Source organism: Nocardia sp. NPDC051756, from assembly GCF_040681495.1.
Taxonomy (GTDB): Bacteria; Actinomycetota; Actinomycetes; order Mycobacteriales; family Mycobacteriaceae; genus Nocardia.
Map to the genome: position 1 here is coordinate 749,873 of NZ_JBFAYV010000002.1, position 16,007 is coordinate 765,879.

General features: G+C 68.4%; 18 protein-coding genes. 11 read left to right on the forward strand and 7 right to left on the reverse strand.

The window, feature by feature from the left end; all coding sequences use genetic code 11:
- The first annotated feature begins 48 nt into the window (after positions 1–48).
- Both AB0M22_RS09795 and AB0M22_RS09800 read left to right on the forward strand, forming a co-directional pair.
- Positions 49–579: a hypothetical protein gene (locus tag AB0M22_RS09795; RefSeq protein WP_364723118.1), complete on the forward strand. Its 531-nt coding sequence runs from the start codon at positions 49–51 to the stop codon at positions 577–579.
- A 47-nt stretch (positions 580–626) separates the two neighbouring features.
- Positions 627–2,018, forward strand: coding sequence for a TerD family protein (locus tag AB0M22_RS09800; RefSeq protein WP_364724056.1), 1,392 nt, complete (start codon positions 627–629; stop codon positions 2,016–2,018).
- A gap of 3 nt (positions 2,019–2,021) precedes the next feature.
- Here AB0M22_RS09800 and AB0M22_RS09805 read toward each other — a convergent pair whose 3' ends face one another.
- A complete protein-coding gene (locus AB0M22_RS09805) occupies positions 2,022–2,690 on the reverse strand; it encodes a TetR/AcrR family transcriptional regulator (RefSeq protein WP_364723121.1) in 669 nt (222 codons plus the stop codon).
- Between the two features lie 208 nt (positions 2,691–2,898).
- On the opposite strand from AB0M22_RS09805, the gene AB0M22_RS09810 reads away from it, so the two are divergent.
- The 4 genes from AB0M22_RS09810 to AB0M22_RS09825 all read left to right on the forward strand — a co-directional run bounded on the left by AB0M22_RS09810 (position 2,899) and on the right by AB0M22_RS09825 (position 7,953).
- The gene (locus AB0M22_RS09810; protein ID WP_364723124.1) at positions 2,899–4,437 is read left to right on the forward strand and encodes an amino acid permease; all 1,539 of its coding nucleotides are present in this window, start codon (positions 2,899–2,901) and stop codon (positions 4,435–4,437) included.
- A gap of 71 nt (positions 4,438–4,508) precedes the next feature.
- Positions 4,509–5,264 (forward strand): DUF1989 domain-containing protein, encoded by a 756-nt coding sequence (locus AB0M22_RS09815; RefSeq protein ID WP_364723126.1) that lies wholly within the window; start codon positions 4,509–4,511, stop codon positions 5,262–5,264.
- Positions 5,261–5,881 (forward strand): urea amidolyase associated protein UAAP2, encoded by a 621-nt coding sequence (locus AB0M22_RS09820; RefSeq protein ID WP_364723130.1) that lies wholly within the window; start codon positions 5,261–5,263, stop codon positions 5,879–5,881. The genes AB0M22_RS09815 and AB0M22_RS09820 overlap by 4 nt, the downstream gene beginning before the upstream one ends.
- On the forward strand, positions 5,878–7,953 hold the full coding sequence (locus tag AB0M22_RS09825) for a 5-oxoprolinase/urea amidolyase family protein (protein ID WP_364723133.1): 2,076 nt from the start codon (positions 5,878–5,880) through the stop codon (positions 7,951–7,953). Before AB0M22_RS09820 ends, AB0M22_RS09825 begins: the two co-directional genes overlap by 4 nt.
- A 6-nt stretch (positions 7,954–7,959) precedes the next feature.
- Here AB0M22_RS09825 and AB0M22_RS09830 read toward each other — a convergent pair whose 3' ends face one another.
- The 3 genes from AB0M22_RS09830 to AB0M22_RS09840 form a co-directional block, all read right to left on the reverse strand.
- The gene (locus AB0M22_RS09830; RefSeq protein ID WP_150401986.1) at positions 7,960–8,184 is read right to left on the reverse strand and encodes a hypothetical protein; all 225 of its coding nucleotides are present in this window, start codon (positions 8,182–8,184) and stop codon (positions 7,960–7,962) included.
- A 57-nt stretch (positions 8,185–8,241) separates the two neighbouring features.
- On the reverse strand, positions 8,242–8,394 hold the full coding sequence (locus AB0M22_RS09835) for a hypothetical protein (protein WP_364723135.1): 153 nt from the start codon (positions 8,392–8,394) through the stop codon (positions 8,242–8,244).
- A gap of 87 nt (positions 8,395–8,481) precedes the next feature.
- Positions 8,482–9,636 (reverse strand): epoxide hydrolase family protein, encoded by a 1,155-nt coding sequence (locus tag AB0M22_RS09840; RefSeq protein ID WP_364723138.1) that lies wholly within the window; start codon positions 9,634–9,636, stop codon positions 8,482–8,484.
- Between the two features lie 63 nt (positions 9,637–9,699).
- Between AB0M22_RS09840 and AB0M22_RS09845 the strand changes: the two genes are divergently transcribed.
- Entirely contained in the window at positions 9,700–10,650 is a 951-nt protein-coding gene (locus AB0M22_RS09845; RefSeq protein ID WP_364723140.1) for a YafY family protein, read from the forward strand.
- A 1-nt stretch (position 10,651) separates the two neighbouring features.
- Here the strand turns inward: AB0M22_RS09845 and AB0M22_RS09850 are convergent, their stop codons facing one another.
- A complete protein-coding gene (locus tag AB0M22_RS09850) occupies positions 10,652–11,668 on the reverse strand; it encodes an NAD(P)-dependent alcohol dehydrogenase (RefSeq protein WP_364723142.1) in 1,017 nt (338 codons plus the stop codon).
- 92 nt (positions 11,669–11,760) lie between these two features.
- Between AB0M22_RS09850 and AB0M22_RS09855 the strand changes: the two genes are divergently transcribed.
- Complete coding sequence (locus AB0M22_RS09855; protein ID WP_364723144.1) at positions 11,761–12,426, forward strand: TetR/AcrR family transcriptional regulator C-terminal domain-containing protein; 666 nt, start codon at positions 11,761–11,763, stop codon at positions 12,424–12,426.
- A 3-nt stretch (positions 12,427–12,429) separates the two neighbouring features.
- Here the strand turns inward: AB0M22_RS09855 and AB0M22_RS09860 are convergent, their stop codons facing one another.
- Positions 12,430–12,918 carry a MarR family transcriptional regulator gene (locus AB0M22_RS09860; RefSeq protein WP_364723146.1) on the reverse strand — a complete coding sequence of 163 codons (489 nt, stop codon included), beginning with the start codon at positions 12,916–12,918 and terminating at the stop codon, positions 12,430–12,432.
- A 109-nt stretch (positions 12,919–13,027) separates the two neighbouring features.
- On the opposite strand from AB0M22_RS09860, the gene AB0M22_RS09865 reads away from it, so the two are divergent.
- On the forward strand, positions 13,028–14,167 hold the full coding sequence (locus tag AB0M22_RS09865; RefSeq protein ID WP_364723148.1) for a GDSL-type esterase/lipase family protein: 1,140 nt from the start codon (positions 13,028–13,030) through the stop codon (positions 14,165–14,167).
- Between the two features lie 21 nt (positions 14,168–14,188).
- Here the strand turns inward: AB0M22_RS09865 and AB0M22_RS09870 are convergent, their stop codons facing one another.
- Complete coding sequence (locus AB0M22_RS09870) at positions 14,189–14,800, reverse strand: TetR/AcrR family transcriptional regulator (RefSeq protein ID WP_364723150.1); 612 nt, start codon at positions 14,798–14,800, stop codon at positions 14,189–14,191.
- Between the two features lie 72 nt (positions 14,801–14,872).
- On the opposite strand from AB0M22_RS09870, the gene AB0M22_RS09875 reads away from it, so the two are divergent.
- Complete coding sequence (locus tag AB0M22_RS09875) at positions 14,873–15,433, forward strand: peroxiredoxin-like family protein (RefSeq protein ID WP_364723153.1); 561 nt, start codon at positions 14,873–14,875, stop codon at positions 15,431–15,433.
- The gene (locus AB0M22_RS09880) at positions 15,430–15,912 is read left to right on the forward strand and encodes a DUF1772 domain-containing protein (protein WP_364723156.1); all 483 of its coding nucleotides are present in this window, start codon (positions 15,430–15,432) and stop codon (positions 15,910–15,912) included. The genes AB0M22_RS09875 and AB0M22_RS09880 overlap by 4 nt, the downstream gene beginning before the upstream one ends.
- The last annotated feature ends 95 nt before the right edge of the window (positions 15,913–16,007 follow it).

A 16,007-nucleotide genomic window follows, 5' to 3' on the forward strand; every position in this document is an offset into this window, starting at 1 on the left:
ACGGCGGGCGGTAGCGTGTGCCGCAGCGAGCCGGAAGTGGTGGGTGAGATGACGATGGTGCGGGCCGGTGTGGTGCCGACGCGGCGCGCGGCGCTGTACAGCTCCCTCGGGATCCTGGTGACCGTTGCGCTGTGCGCGGGCGTGATCGCCTTGTTCGGGGTGAACCGGGTGTTCACGGGTCTACTGGCCGGTGCGGTCGCGGGCATCGCCGTCGTCGCGGCACTGTTCACCAGGGACGCCGTCGTGCTCACCGAGCGCACGATCTACCGGCGCACCCCGTGGACCGAATCCAGCGTCGACTGGGACCGGGTGGTCGCCGGACGCTTCACCCTCGACGAACGATCCCGCTGGTCGCTGGCGCTGGATCTGGCCGGCGGGGACGAGGAGCACGGTGAGCTGGTGCTGCTGTCCATCCCGCCGGTGCTCCGTCCGGTCTCCGGCGCCTACGACCTGCGCAAACGCGAGCAGGTGAACGAGATCCGGGCGCTGTTGCGGCGCAAGCGGATTCCGGTCACCGTGCTTCCCGAAATCGCCGGCGCGCTGCAGCAGCACTGGGAGATCGCGCCGCCGACCCGCTGATCAAGTACCCAATCGGCGCGTTTGCCGATACGTTGGCAAGTGTGACGATGACCAAGGGCGCCAACGTTGCGGTGCCGCAGTCCGCCGTCCGGATCGAGCTGGGTTGGCAGAGCGGGCCCGGGGTGCCCGACGCCGATGCCTCGGCGCTGCTGCTGGTGGCAGGCAAGGTGCGCGACGACAGCGACTTCGTCTTCTACAACCAGCCCGCGCATCCCTCCGGTGCGGTGCGCCACGAGGGTAAACAGCAGGGCCCGACCGTGCTCGACGTGCTGTCGGCGAACCTGGGGCAGGTCGAACCGCAGATCGAGACCATCGTGATCGCGGCCTCCGCGGACGGCGGCACCTTCGGCCAATTCCATGGGCTCTACGTGCGTTTGGTCGATCCGGGCACCGGTGCCGAGGTGGCCCGGTTCGACAGTGCCGGTGCGACCACCGAGACCGCGTTCGTGCTCGGCGAGCTGTATCGACGGCAAGGCGGCTGGAAGTTCCGCGCGGTCGGGCAGGGCTATGCCTCCGGATTGGCCGGTCTGGCCACCGATTACGGCATCTCGGTCGACGACGCCCCCGCACCGGCCGCGCCACCGCATCAATTCACCCCGCCACCGCCGCCCGCCGCGCCGCCGCATCAGTTCACCGCGCCGCCGCCCCCGGCCCCGCCGATGCCGCAATACACCCCGCCGCAGCCACAATTCCCGCCGCCGCAACAGCCGCCCGCCGGATACCCGCCGCCGCCCGGCAGTTACGGCGCGCCGCCGCCGAACCCGGCTCCCCCGCAGCAGTTTTCACCGCCGCCCGGCGCGCCGGTCAACCTGAGCAAGATCTCGCTGACCAAAGACGCCCCCTCGATCTCGCTGACCAAGCAGGGCGCGACCGGCGGCATCATGCGGATCAACCTCAACTGGACCGGCGCCGCCGCACCCGCCCCGCGCAAGTTCGGCAAGCGCAAGGGCGCGGGCGGTCTCGACCTGGATCTGTGCTGCTTCTGGGAGATGACCGACGGGACGAAGGGCTCGATCGGCCCGCTCGACAGCTTCGGCTCGCTGCGCAAGGCGCCGTTCATCCAGCTCGATCAGGACGACCGGACCGGCGCCGTCACCACGGGCGAGAACCTCGACATCAACCTCGATCACACCGCGAAGTTCCGGCGCATCCTGGTGTTCGCCTCGCTGTACGCCGGCGCGGAGGACTTCCGCGGCGTGCACGCGACGGCCACCCTGTATCCGGTCGGTTCGCCGCCGATCGAGATGCTGGTCGACGGATGCACCGACAACTCGCGCGAGATGGTGCTCGCGCTGATCGAGAACATCAACGGCGAGTTCGTCGTTCATCGCCAAGGCGTGTTCATCCGCCCGCCCGCCGGACGGCCGCTGTGGGGCAAGAAGGAAGTCGATCAGGCGTACGGGTGGGGCCTCAAGTGGGGACGTAGCGCCGGAAAGTAGGGCTTACGCCGAATCGAGCTGATCGAGCAGCCGCTGCGCGTCCTCGCGCAGCACGTTCAGATCACCCGGCCAGCCGAGCACGCGCAACGCCGCCTCGGGGATGCTCCGCTCCGCGTCCGCGGGCGCGGTGCCCTCGTCCGAGCGCAGGCTGATCACCATCTCGACCAGCCGGAACGGCAGCGCCTCGGCCCCGACGATGCCCGCGCCGCCGGCCTCGGTCAGTACCGCCGCCGCCAAAGTCTCGTAGTGCCCGCGCAGTTCGTCGCGCCGCAGCCGGAACGTCGCGAACCGCTCGGTGCGCAGTTCCGGAAGCAGGTACAGCGCACCGAGATTCCAGCGCGCGGCGCACAGTTGCCGGACGTCGAACAGCGCGAGCGCGTAAAGCCGGGTTGGCGCGGACGCCGGCACATTCCCCAGTCGCTCGGCGAGTTCCAGTGGGGCAGCTATGGTTTCAGCAAGCAGCGCATCGAGGATGTCATCCTTGGCGGCGAAGTGGTGATAGAGCGATGCCTGACGGATGCCGACCGCGTCGGCGACCACACGGGTGGAGGTGTTCGCGTAGCCATTGGTGGTGAACAGCTCCCCCGCGGCGTCCAGGATCTCGGCGCGCGGCGTCTGGCCGCGACGGCGTCGCTGTTCCACCCGGGGACGGCCGGGGCCGAGGTTTGCCACAGGCCCATTCTGGCAGGTCCGCACCGGGCCGATCCGCGACGCCCGGTGGCCCGGTAGCTGGTGAGAGGTTTCTGTCACTCGATAGAAATCTCGGCAACGCAGAAGTTACCGGAGTTACCGCAAGCGATACACGTGGGTCACCGAAAGCGCGATCGCCGACGCAAAACTGTCATCTGATAGGTATTGGCCGCTTCGCCGAAGGACCCTCATGGCCACAACGTTCGCCCCCGCCCCTCCGCCCGACACCAGCCGCGACGGCGCCGACCTGGCCCGATTCGGCTACGAACCGGTACTCCATCGCAAACTGGGCCGCTACGCCTCGTTCGCGGCCGGCTTCTCGTTCGTCTCCATCCTCACCACGATCTTCCAGTTCTTCGGCTTCGGCTACTCGTTCGGCGGCGCTGCCTTCTTCTGGACCTGGCCGATCGTGTTCGCCGGGCAGTTCCTCGTCGCGCTGAACTTCGCCGAACTGGCCGCCCGCTACCCGATCTCGGGCTGCATCTACCAGTGGTCGCGCCGGCTCGGCGGTGAGCTCATCGGCTGGTTCGCCGGCTGGATGATGGTCATCGCGCAGATCGTCACCGCCGCCGCGGCCGCGATCGCGCTCCAGGTGGTGCTGCCGTCGATTTGGAGCGGCTTCCAGCTCGTCGGCGACGACACCGCGCTCACCTCGTCCTCCGGCGCGACCAACGCGGTGCTGCTCGGCAGCATCCTGCTGGTGCTCACCACGGTGATCAACGTGATCGGCATCGACCTGATGTCGCGGATCAACTCGATCGGCGTCACCGTGGAGATCGTCGGCGTGCTCGCGATCATCGGACTGTTCTTCACCCACACCGAGCGCGGGCCCGGCGTGGTGGTGCAGACCGATCAGGCCGTGCCCGGCTCGTATTGGGCCGCGTTCCTGGTGTCCGGCCTGATGGCCGCCTACGTCATGGTCGGATTCGATTCCGCCGGTGAGCTTTCCGAGGAGACGAAGAATCCGCGCCGGGTCGCGCCGCGCACCATCCTGACCGCGCTCGCGGTGTCCGCGCTCGGCGGCGGGCTGCTGCTGATCGGCGCGCTGATGGCCGCGCCGAGCCTGTCCGACGGGTCGCTGGCCACCGAGGGCCTGGCCTACGTGCTCACCTCGAAGCTGGACAGCCCGGCGGGCACGGTGCTGCTCGGCTGTGTCGCGGTGGCGATCACGGTGTGCACCTTGGCCATTCAGACGGCGGGTTCGCGGCTGATGTTCTCGATGGCCCGCGACGGCAAGTTGCCGTTCGCCGAGCAGCTCGCCGCGGTGCACCCGCGCTTCGGCACCCCGGTGCTGCCCGCGGTCATCATCGGCGTGCTCGGCATCGGCCTGCTCGTGCTGAATCTCGGCAACGCCGCGATCTTCGCGACCCTGGCCAGCGTCTGCATCGTGACGCTGTACCTGGCCTATCTGCTGGTCACCGTGCCGCTGCTGGTCCGGCGGATCAAGGGCATGCCCGCCGACGAAGGCACCGAGGCCGGGCTGTTCAGCCTGGGGCGCTTGGGCATTCCGGTGAACGTGCTCGCCGTGCTGTGGGGCATCGCGATGGCGGTGAACCTGGCCTGGCCGCGCGCCGAGGTCTACACCCCCAACGGCGGCGGCTGGTGGATGCTCTGGGCCGCACCGTTGTTCGTGCTGCTCGTGGTCGGCGTCGGTGTCGTCGTGCACCGATTCGTCCAGCACCCGCCGAACCTCGCCGAAAACCCGGAACCCGCACCTCGATCCGCCTGACCGGTGACGCGGTGGTGGTGCCGGCCACCACCGCGCGCAGGTTCGTATCCGACCCGACGAAGGGGGCCCGAATGACCAGCAGCACCGCATCCACCGAGAGCGCGCGGGCACACGCGCGATCCCAGGCCGCCGCGGCCACCATCGAGGGACCCGACCTGCCCGCGGGCGTCGAGTCGGCGAGAATCACCTTCGCCCAGCGCATTCCACGCGACGGCTACGCGAACATCGTGCTGGGCCGCGGAACTCGGATCCGGTTGGCCGACCCGGCCGGCGCTGCCTGCGCGCACCTGCTGCTGGTGCGCCCCGAAGCACCGTGGGAACGCCTGAATGTCGCTGACACAGTGAAGGTTCCGTGGCAGGCCTATCTCGGCGACGGCCATCCGCTGCTGTCGGACCAGGGGCGCATTCTCGCCACCGTGCTCGCCGACACCTCGGGCAGCCACGACACCCTGTGCGGACCGACCGCCGAGGCGCGGCAGCTGCTGCGCCTGGCCGGCGCCAAACACGGTCTGGAACCGCGTGATATCGGACCGACGGTGTCCTTCTTCCGCGGCGTGCGCGTGGAATCCGACGGCGCACTGACCGCCACCGGCAGCGCCGCGCCCGGTTCGTCGGTAGACCTGCTGGTGCATCTGCCGGCGGTGCTGCTCGTCGCCAATGCCGCGCACCCGCTGGACGACCGCGCCGCAACGGATCTCGACGTCGTCGCCTGGGCCGCACCGGAGGATCTCGCCGTCACCCACAACACCGACCCGGAATACCAACGGGCCGTACAGAACACCGAACGCGCCTGGACGGCCGCACTGACGCTGGAGGTAAGGGAATGAACACCGCCACGGCACGCACCATCGTGCTCGACGAGACCGTCCCCGCCCGCGCACCCTGGTCCGCGGTGGTCAAGGCGGGCGAGCAGCTGGAGATCATCGACCTGCACGGCAACCAGGCGGTGGACTGCCTGCTGTACTCGGCGGCCGACCACACCGATCGCTACAGCGCGCAGGCCACCGTCGCCGCGCAGCGCAACATCTTCCTCAGCACCGGCAGCGTGCTACTGACCGACGCGGGCACCGCCCTGATGACCGTGGTCGCCGACGAGGTCGGCAATCACGACACCATCGCGGGCGCCTGCTCCCAGGAGTCGAACACGCTGCGCTACGGCCAGCACACCCGGCACCAGCACGCCTGCGTGGAGAACTTCCTCACCGCGGCACTGCAATGGGGCCTCGGCAAGCGGGACCTGGTGTCGAACATCAACTGGTTCATGAACGTTCCGGTGGAGGCCGACGGCACGCTCGGCATCGTCGACGGATTGTCCGCTCCGGGAAAGAAGGTCACGCTACGCGCCGAGATCGACACCCTCGTCCTGGTCTCCAACTGCCCGCAGATCAACAACCCCTGCAACGGTTTCGACCCCACCCCGGTGCGCATGGTGGTGTCCAAATGACCATCACCGAGCTATCCGCCGACCGGCTGGCGACCCGCACGACAACAGGCGCAGCGTGCGCGGAACCCGATTCCGTCGTCGAGGTCGTCCGGCCCGGAATGCTGACGACAGTGCAGGATTGGCCGGGACGGACCGGCTACTGGCACGTGGGCGTACCGCCGTCCGGCCCGATGGACGACCTGTCGTTCCGGCTGGGCAATCGGGTGCTCGGCAATGCCGAAGGCGCGGCCGGACTGGAATGCACCCTCGGCGGTCCCGCACTGAAGTTCTCCGCCCCGACCTGGGTGTGCGTCACCGGCGCACCGACCGACGTCTCGGTCGACGGCGTTCCCGCGGAGCAATGGCGAACCATTCAGGTGCCCGCGGGCGGCGTACTCGACGTCGGCGCGGTGCGCGGGCCGGGCATGCGCTGCTACGTACTCCTCGCCGGCGGCATCCAGTTGCCCGAATACCTCGGCAGCACCGCGACATTCACGCTCGGCCGATTCGGCGGCAGCGAGGGCAACGCCCTGCGCGTCGGCGAGTCATTGACGCTCGGACCACACCGCGACCCCGTCGCGACCGCCGTCCCGATGGACGACCAGCCGGTGCTGTCCAAGCGCTGGGAACTGGCGGTGACCGAAGGTCCGCACGGCGCACCGGAATTCTTCACCCGCGCCGACTTCGACACCATCCTCGGCACCGACTACGCGGTGCACTTCAACTCCGACCGCACCGGCGTCCGGCTGATCGGGCCGAAACCCGAGTGGGCCCGCACCGACGGCGGCGAAGCCGGGCTGCACCCGTCCAATATCCACGACACCCCGTATTCGGTAGGCGCACTGGACTTCACCGGCGACACCCCGATCCTGCTCGGTCCGGACGGCCCCAGCCTCGGCGGCTTCGTCTGCCCGGTCACCGTGGTCGCCGCCGACCGCTGGAAGCTCGGGCAGTTATCCCCTGGCGACGCAGTACGTTTCGTGCCGATCCGCAGCGAACGCGCCGCCTCGATTCGCGAACTCGGCACCGGCCGCCGAGCCAACTGGCCCATCGTGCTGTCTGCCGGTGGCGACGGTGACGACGGCATCCTGCGGCGCACCGAGGTCGACGACGAAACCGGCGTCACCTATCGCCGCGCGGGCGACGACGCCGTCCTCGTCGAATACGGCACCATGACACTGGATCTCGCGCTGCGCGCCCGCGTGCATGCCCTGCACCAGCACCTGCTGGCCGCGGGCGTGCGCGGCGTGACCGAGCTGACCCCAGGCATCCGCTCGCTACAGATCCGGGTCGACCCCCACATCCTGCCCGTCCCCACCCTGCTCGACCTGCTGGCCGAAGCCGAACAGCACCTGCCCGCCGCCGATCAGCTGATCGTCCCGAGCCGCACCGTGCACCTGCCGCTGTCCTGGGACGACCCGTCCACCCGCGAGGCCATCACCCGCTACATGCACGGCGTCCGCGCTGACGCCCCCTGGTGCCCGTGGAACATCGAATTCATCCGCCGGATGAACGGATTGGCCGCGGTGGCAGACGTTTACGACACCGTCTTCGGCGCCGAGTACCTCGTCCTCGGCCTGGGGGACGTGTACCTCGGCGCGCCCGTCGCCACCCCGACCGACCCGCGCCACCGCCTGGTCACCACCAAGTACAACCCCGCCCGCACCTGGACCCCGCAGAACGCGGTCGGCATCGGCGGCGCCTACCTGTGCATCTACGGCATGGAGGGTCCCGGCGGCTATCAGTTCGTCGGCCGCACCACCCAGGTGTGGAACCACCACGCCGGTCCGCTCGCCGGTCGCCCCGGCGCGGACCGCCATCCGTCCGGCGACGAAACCCCTTGGCTGCTGCGCTATTTCGATCGGATCCGCTGGTACCCGGTCGAGGCGGACGAATTGCTCGACCTGCGCGCCGATTTCGCCGCGGGCAATGTTCAGGTGCGGGCGGAGGACGGTGAATTCCGGCTCGCCGACTACCGCAAATTCCTCGCCGACAACGACGCCTCGATCACCGACTTCCGCACCACCCAGGCGGCCGCCTTCGCCGCCGAACGCGACTCGTGGCGGCTGGCCGGTGAACTGTCGACCGGCTAGCCGCGCTCAGGTCATCGTCGTCGGCACGACGGGCCCGCTCCACCCGCACGGCAACCCGCAGGTGGCGACCACCAGTTGCTCTACCTCGTCGTCGTCGAAATGCGCGGTGATCGTCGACGCGTGCGCGGGATACCCGCACAGCGGACACTTGCCGAAATAGTTCAGGACCGGATCCACCCGCGACGAAACCATCGTGCGGTCCCGGTGACTCGGTAACCCCGATGTGGTCATGCTCGTTCCTCCCGACCTGATGGTGCGCCACAGATCGGGCCACGGCAAGCCCCGATTTCACCAGCCGAAAAGTTCGGCCAGATCGATCGCATCGTCGTCCCACTGGCGTTCGATCGCCGCGCGCTCGGCCTCCGGGAGTTCGGGTGACCACCCGCAGCGGCGCCAGAACTCTTCCCGGTGTTCCTGGGTGAAGGGTTTGGGTTTGTCCATGGGCTGCACCTCGCCGACGGTCCGCTCCCCTGATTGTGGGCCTGCTCCGGCGGCGACATGCCGGAACAGGCCCACAGACTTCGGTTTTCAGCGCAGGTCGCGGAAGAACTCGCGGACATCGGTGGTCAGTAGCACCGGCTCCTCCAGCGCGGCGAAGTGACCGCCGTGGTCGACCTCGGTCCACCGGGTGATGGTGTTCTCGGGTTCCGAGTAGCGCCGGATGCCGACATCATGGGCGAGAATCAGTGCCGCGGTGGGCACTCCGGAGTTCGTCTTCGGCGCACCCCACGCATCGGAATGCGCGTAGCCGACGTAGGCCGCCGAACCCGCCGTACCGGTGAGCCAGTACAGCATCACGTTGGTCAGCAGCCGATCCCGGTCAATGATCTTGTCCGGGTCCACGTTTCGCGGATGCGTCCACTCCCGGAACTTGTCCATGATCCAGGCGAGCTGCCCCACCGGCGAATCCACCAGCCCGTAGGCCAGCGTCTGCGGGCGGGTGGACTGAATCGCGATGTAGCCGAACTCCTCCTGCATGAACGCCTCGATCCGGCGTACCCGATCGCGCTCGACCTCGTCCAGGCTCGCCAGCTCCGCGTCGGACAGCGGCAGCTGCGGCATCGGACCCGGTCCGCCGTTGACATGCACGCCCACAACGCTTCCCGGCGCGAGCCGGCCGACCTCCGGGCTCACGCCGGCGCCGACGTCACCGCCCTGCACGCCGTAGCGCTCGTAACCGAGCCTGCGCATGAGTTCGACCCACGCCTGCGCGGTTCGCTCGATCCGCCAGCCCGATTCCGTGACCGGTCCGGAGAAGCCGAAGCCCGGCAGCGACGGAATCACCAGGTGGAAGGCGTCTTTCGGGTCTCCGCCGTGCGCCCGCGGATCGGTCAGCGGACCGATCACGTCGAGGAATTCGACCACCGAACCGGGCCAGCCGTGGGTCAGCAGCAGCGGCAGCGCGTCCGCTTCGGGCGAACGCACGTGCAGGAAGTGGATGTGCTGCCCGTCGATCTCGGTCGTGTACTGCGGGTAGGCATTGAGCTGCGCCTCGGCCGCACGCCAGTCGTATTCGGTGCGCCAGTAGTCGACCAGTTCGCGCAGCCAGGTGGTCGGCACGCCGGTGTCCCAGCCATCGCCGGGCAGCGGTGCCGGCCAGCGCGCGCCATCGAGGCGAGTGCGCAGGTCATCGAGCTGTTGCTGCGGGATGTCGATGCGGAATTCGGTGATCTCGTTGGTCATGAAAACAACGATATGACCCACCTAGGACACCTTCTGCCCTAGGTCTGCGGCAGACTGAATTCCATGTTGGATACCTCCGCTCGACTGCTGCGGCTGCTCTCGCTGTTGCAGACTCCCCGCGACTGGACCGGCACCGACCTGGCCGAACGCCTCGAGGTCGACGTGCGCACGGTGCGCCGCGACATCGACAAGCTGCGCAGCCTCGGTTATCCGGTGGATGCCACGCCCGGCGTCGCGGGCTATCGGCTCGGCGCGGGCGCGAAGCTGCCGCCGTTGCTGCTGGACGACGACGAGGCGGTCGCGGTCGCGATCGGCCTGCGCACCGCGGCGGGCGGCACCATCACCGGGATCGAGGACAGCTCGCTGCGCGCGCTCACCAAGCTCGAGCAGGTGCTGCCGTCGCGGCTGCGTCACCGGGTCAGCCTGCTGCAATCGGTGACGGTCACGGTGCGCGCCGGCGGCGCTACCGTCGACCCCGATACGCTCACCGCGATCGCGGGCGCCATCCGGGACAGTCACCGCCTCCGGTTCGACTACCGAAGTCATGACGGCACAACCTCTTTGCGCACCACCGAGCCACATCGCCTGGCGCACATCGGCCGTCGCTGGTACCTCATCGGCTGGGACGTGGACCGCGCCGACTGGCGCAACTATCGCTGCGACCGCCTGCACCCGCGCATCCCCACCGGCCCCCGGTTCACCCCGCGCGAGGCGCCCGACGTCGACCTGTCCGGGTATCTCTCCCGGGGAGTGACGAGTTCGCCGTATCGCTACGCCGCTCGCGTCACGCTCGGCGTTTCCGCCGAGGCCGCCGCCGATCGCATCGCGCCGACCATCGGCGCCATAGAGGCGGTGGACGCCGAAACCTGCGTGCTGCGCACAGGTTCGGACTCGCTCGACGAATTAGCCGTCTACCTCGCCACTTTCGGCTTTCCGTTCCGGGTGCACGAACCGCCGGAACTCATCGCGCACATTCGCGAGCTGACCACGCGGCTCGCCGCATCGGTCGACTAACTCAGCCGACGAGCACCGTCTTGCCCTGGGCGTGCCCGTCGATGATGTGCTGCACGGCGCTGGCCGCCTCGACCAGGGGATACTGCTTCTCGATCACCGGCCGGAACCTGCCGTCCGCGGCCAGTCCGGCCAGGAACTCCAGATCGGCGCGTTGCGGACGCATGAGCAGCACGCCGATCTTCTGGCTGACGAACAGGTTGGCCAGCAAGACCTTTCCCATCCAGACCACCGGTCCCGCCCAGTTGCCGCCGGGCGCACCGGCCGAGGAGACGAAGACGCCCTTCGGCGTGAGAATCCGCCGGGAGTCCCGCAGCGATCGGTTGCCGATCAGGTCGAGCAGCACGTCGTAGCGTCGCCCGCTCGCGGTGAAATCATCAGTGGTGTAGTCGATTACGTGATCCGCGCCGAGTGACCGCAGCAGCTCGATATGGCGGGTACTGCACACGGCGGTGACTTCGGCGCCGAGCGCTTTGGCGAGCTGGATCGCGGCAGTGCCGACGCCACCGGACGCACCGTTGACGAGCACGCTCTGCCCGGCCCGCAAGCGGCCGACATCACGCAACCCCTGAAGCGCGGTCATGCCCGAATCAGGCAGCGCCGCAGCCTCTTCGATGGACAATCCGGTCGGCGCGAGCGCGAGTCGCTGCTCCGCGACACAGACGTACTCCGCGAAGGCACCCGCGTTCACCGAGCCGAAAACCTGGTCACCGCGCCGGAATCCGGTCACCTCGCGCCCGACCGCGACCACCTCGCCGGCCAGGTCGTGCCCGATGATCGGATCCTTGGGCCGGCGCAGGCCGAAGCCGAGCCGCAGCAGGTAGGGCGTTCCGGTGAGCAGATGGGCATCGCCCTGGCAGACCGCCGCGGCCCGCACCCGCACCAGAACCTCGCCGGGCCGCGGATTCGGCCGGTCCACCACCTCGGTCCGGAGCACCGAGCCGGTGCCGTATCGCGGCGCGATCACCGCCGTCATCGTGCTGATATCGACCGTCGATTGCGGGCTCTTGGCCTCGGACATGGGATTTCCTCGCCTGAAAATATGTACTTACAGCGTAAGTCTCTCCATCCGGACGGTACGCTTACACCGTAAGTACGTCAAGAGAGGGGCCCATGCCCAAGACATCCGCCAACGGCACCCAGCGCGCGCCGCTCAGCCGGGACAAGGTGCTGCGCACCGCCGTTCAGCTCGCCGATGAGCAGGGCCTGGCGGCGCTGTCCATGCGCAAACTGGCACAGACGCTCGGGGTCGAGGCGATGTCGCTGTACAACCACGTGCAGAACAAGGACGACCTGCTCGACGGCATTGCCGACCTGGTCGTCGCCGAGATGGGCGTGCCGGAGATCGGCGGGAACTGGAAGGCGGCCATGCGCGCGCGGGCGAGGGCCGCGCACGAGACGCTCCTGCGCCATCCGTGGGCGACGGGCCTGATCGGTTCGCGACTCAATGTCGGACCAGCGATGCTGCGCTATGTCGACGCCACCGTCGGCTGCCTGCATGCCGCGGGCTTCTCCTACCAGCTAGCCGACCGCGCCTGGAACGCGATGGACAGCCATATCTACGGATTCACCTTGCAGCAGGTCAACTTTCCGCTACAGCCGGACGAATACGCCTCCGCCGCAGCACAGTTCCTGCCACTCATCCCGGCGGACCGGTTCCCGTACATGAACGCGCTGTCGCAGCTGGTGATCGATGGAAAGCACACGGGCATAGCCGATTTCGACTTCGGGCTGGAGCTGATCCTGGATGGATTGGACCGGCTACTCGAGTCCGACTGACGGTCAGACCTTGGCCGATCGGTCGATGCCCTCGGTCGCCCGCGGGTTGGTGACGTCGCGAACGACCCGCAGCGCGGCGATCAGCCCGTCGAGCTGCGCGGGCGTCAGCAGTCCGGTGAACCAGCGCTCGACCGCGTCCAAATAGTCCGGCAGCACCTCTTCCAACCGCGCCGCCCCGGCGTCGGTCAGCACCGCATACGCACTGCGGCGGTCACCGGGATCGAGTTCACGCTCGACCAGCCCGGCCCGCGTCAGCCGATCGACGAGCCGGGTGACGCCGCTGGTGGACAACGTCGTCTGCGCGGCCAGATCCGTCATGCGCAGCCGCCTGTTCGGCGAACGACTCAGGCGCATCAGCGCATTCAGATCCAAGCCGGACAGGCCGTGCGACTTCCACACCGGCTCCAGGTTGGTGACCACCCCTTCGTACGCCTCGAACAGCAGACCCATCGTGGTCAGCCGGGGGTCGTCGAACAGTTCGGTCGCATCCATACCGCCAACCTACCCGAAGTACTTGCTACGAGGATAGTTGACACGGGGAATACCTCGTTGTAGAAATATGCCAACGCATTATTCCGCACGACAACTACTGGAGCTTTCGATGTCTGACACCACCGCCTGGGTCGCCGGTTTCCGTTCCGCGGTCATCAGCCCGTACGAACAGGTCAAGCTCACCGAGTCGCAGGCGTTCGCCGACCAGACCGTGCGTCAGGTGCTGCACCTGGCCGGTGGCGGCGAGCAGGTCCGGATCCACCTGACCAACCTTTACGGCCGTACCCCGCTGGTCATCGGCGCCGCCCGGGTCGGGCTGCGCAAGTCCGGCAGCGAGATCATCGCGGAGACCGATCTCGCGCTGCGGTTCGACGGCGCGGACCAGATCACCATCCCGGTCGGCGGCGCGGCAGTCAGCGATCCGGTCGAGCTGGCGGTCACCGCCGGCACCGATCTCGCGCTGAGCCTTTACCTACCCGAGCAGACCGGTCTCGCGACCCTCTCGCACCAGCCCAGCGAAATCGCCTATGTCGCAGCAGGAAACGTCACCTCGACTCCGGATCTCGCAGCCGCCGAGGAGGTTCCGGCCCGGTTCTACGTCACCGGCGTGGACGTGCTCGCCCCGGCGGGCACCGATATCGCTGTCGCACTCGGCGACTCGTGGTTCGAGGGTGTCGGCTCGACCATGAGCGCGAACCTCCGTTCCGTGGACATCATCAACAGCAGGCTCGATCGCGGCTGGGCGGTCAACCAGGGCATCGGCGGAAATCGCCTGCTCACCAACGAAATCGGCGTGCCCGGCCTGGAGCGATTCGACCGGGACGTGCTCAGCGTCCCCGGCGTCGGCACCGTCCTGATCAACTTCGGCATCAACGACCTGATCCTCGGCGGCATGTCCGGCGAGCCGCCCGCCACCACCGACCAGCTGATCGCCGGCTTCACCGAGATCGCCCGCCGCGCCCACGAGGCGAACCTGACCATCCACGCCGCCACCATCGGCCCCTACGCCGGCTGCGTCTACCCCGGCATGCCGCTCGAGGAAACCCAGCAAACCCGCAACGAAGTGAACGAATGGCTGCGCAGCACCGACGTTTTCGACTCCGTCTTCGACGTAGCCCGCGCCGTCGAAGACCCTGCCCGCCCCGGCTTCATCCTCCCCGCCTACGACAGCGGCGACGGCATGCACCTCAACGACGCAGGCCACCGCGCCATGGCCGAAACCGTAGACATCACCGCCCTGTTCAACTGAAACACGGTCCCGAGAGCCCGGCTAGGATTCCAACCCGCGCAACACGATTCGAAGACCACCGCGGAACTCCTCGTCGACCGACATCGTCCGGGCCTGCGCTGCGGTCTGCGTCAGCATCGGATACTCCTCGGGGGAGAGTTGCGCGATGGCCGTGGTCGCGGGGGCGTTGATCGACGCGTAGTGCTGGTTCTCCAGGGAGCCGAGCAGGAAGGCGACCAGCGTGCGCTGGGCGATGACTCGGTCGGGTCCGGTGAAGCCGCCGTCGTCGAGTACCGACAGCATCGCCTCCATCCAGCGCCGCGTGCCGGTCGCCGACTTCCGGTGGCGAGGTACCAGCGGCACGGTCGCCGGGTGGGCGGAGATGGCCGCCCGCATCCGCTCGAGCAGACTGGTCAGCCGGTCTCGCCAGTGCGCATCGGCGGGGGTCGACACATCGATCCCCGCGAGCACCTCGTCCACGACCAGGACCTCCAGTTCCTCCCGGTCCGAAACGTAGCGGTACAGCGCCATCGTCGCCATGTGCAGTTCCTTCGCCACCGCCCGCATGGTGAGCGCGGCCAGCCCGTCGCGGTCGATCACCGCCAATGCGGCGACGCCGAGATCGCGTTTCGTCAGCGAACGAGGACGTGGCATGGCTTGACAGCGTACAAGCTACCCGCATACTGAACGTAGGAGTACAAGGTACGCCTACGAAAGGAATCGCTCATGCCCTTGCCGACGTCCGTCTCCGATCGGGTCTTGACCACCATCGCCGGCGCACCCGTGTCCGTCCCCGACCCGGATTGCCTGATCCACCTGCAATTCCGCCGATTCGCCGGCTGCCCCGTCTGTAATCTGCACCTGCGCTCGATCGTCGCCCGCCGGTCCGAGATCGCGGCCGCGAACATCCGCGAGGTGGTCGTATTCCACTCCAGCGCAACGGAATTACGCACCTACACCGAAGACATCCCGCTCGACCTGATCGCCGACCCGACCCGCAAGCTCTACCGGGAATTCGGCGTCGAATCCTCCCCGCGAGCCCTCCTCGACCCCCGCGGCTGGCCCGCCATCCTCCGCGGCGTCACCCACGCCGCGACGGCCGCTCTCCGCAAGCAACAACCCACTCCCCCAACCAAACCCGAAGGCGGCAGCCTAGGCCTCCCTGCCGACTTCCTCATCGCCGCCGACGGCCAGGTCCTCGCGGCCAAACACGGCGTCCACGTCTACGACCAATGGTCGGTAGACGAACTGCTCTCCCTGGCAACCGTTTCGGAGCCACGCCCTTGACCACCTTCGAAAAGCCCACCCTCGCAAGAGCATCCGCGCTCTGCTTCGGCGGCCTGCTGGCCGGCGCATTCGGCTACGGCGCGATCAACGTCGTCTACGCGTTCCGCAAGGTCCCAACCGAGGTCCGATTCACCTTCCACACCGCCCTGATGTCGGTAAACGGCCTGGTCATGCAGTCCCTCATGGGCCTGACCATCCTCAGCTGCGTGGTCCTGGCGTTCCGCACGACCGCCCGCGACCGCTGGTTCGCCGGAACCGCGGCGGGCCTCGCCATCGCCTCGTTCCTCATCACCCGCCTCGGCAACGTCCCGATCAACCAGCACATCAAACAGTGGGCGGTCACCGCCCCACCACCCGACTACGCCGAGATCCTGAGCCGTTGGGAGACATTCCATTTCGCCCGCACCGCTTGCGCCCTCCTCGCCTTCCTCCTGATCGTGACCCGCACCATGGTCCCGGCGAAGAGAGCGACCCCATGATGTCCGCCGAGATGAAGCCGGCGCACTGAGCCGAAACGAAACCGCCGGTGCGGAGCGCTGCCACGCTCCGCACCGGCGGCTGGTCGTTGCCCGTC

Bases quoted from the DNA above. Each gene is read 5' to 3' on its own strand.
- AB0M22_RS09795 (WP_364723118.1), top strand. From the start codon at position 49: ATGACGATGGTGCGGGCCGGTGTGGTGCCGACGCGGCGCGCGGCGCTG.
- AB0M22_RS09800 (WP_364724056.1), top strand. From the start codon at position 627: ATGACCAAGGGCGCCAACGTTGCGGTGCCGCAGTCCGCCGTCCGGATC.
- AB0M22_RS09810 (WP_364723124.1), top strand. From the start codon at position 2,899: ATGGCCACAACGTTCGCCCCCGCCCCTCCGCCCGACACCAGCCGCGAC.
- AB0M22_RS09815 (WP_364723126.1), top strand. From the start codon at position 4,509: ATGACCAGCAGCACCGCATCCACCGAGAGCGCGCGGGCACACGCGCGA.
- AB0M22_RS09820 (WP_364723130.1), top strand. From the start codon at position 5,261: ATGAACACCGCCACGGCACGCACCATCGTGCTCGACGAGACCGTCCCC.
- AB0M22_RS09825 (WP_364723133.1), top strand. From the start codon at position 5,878: ATGACCATCACCGAGCTATCCGCCGACCGGCTGGCGACCCGCACGACA.
- AB0M22_RS09830 (WP_150401986.1), bottom strand. From the start codon at position 8,184: ATGACCACATCGGGGTTACCGAGTCACCGGGACCGCACGATGGTTTCG.
- AB0M22_RS09835 (WP_364723135.1), bottom strand. From the start codon at position 8,394: ATGGACAAACCCAAACCCTTCACCCAGGAACACCGGGAAGAGTTCTGG.
- AB0M22_RS09840 (WP_364723138.1), bottom strand. From the start codon at position 9,636: ATGACCAACGAGATCACCGAATTCCGCATCGACATCCCGCAGCAACAG.
- AB0M22_RS09845 (WP_364723140.1), top strand. From the start codon at position 9,700: ATGTTGGATACCTCCGCTCGACTGCTGCGGCTGCTCTCGCTGTTGCAG.
- AB0M22_RS09850 (WP_364723142.1), bottom strand. From the start codon at position 11,668: ATGTCCGAGGCCAAGAGCCCGCAATCGACGGTCGATATCAGCACGATG.
- AB0M22_RS09855 (WP_364723144.1), top strand. From the start codon at position 11,761: ATGCCCAAGACATCCGCCAACGGCACCCAGCGCGCGCCGCTCAGCCGG.
- AB0M22_RS09860 (WP_364723146.1), bottom strand. From the start codon at position 12,918: ATGGATGCGACCGAACTGTTCGACGACCCCCGGCTGACCACGATGGGT.
- AB0M22_RS09865 (WP_364723148.1), top strand. From the start codon at position 13,028: ATGTCTGACACCACCGCCTGGGTCGCCGGTTTCCGTTCCGCGGTCATC.
- AB0M22_RS09870 (WP_364723150.1), bottom strand. From the start codon at position 14,800: ATGCCACGTCCTCGTTCGCTGACGAAACGCGATCTCGGCGTCGCCGCA.
- AB0M22_RS09875 (WP_364723153.1), top strand. From the start codon at position 14,873: ATGCCCTTGCCGACGTCCGTCTCCGATCGGGTCTTGACCACCATCGCC.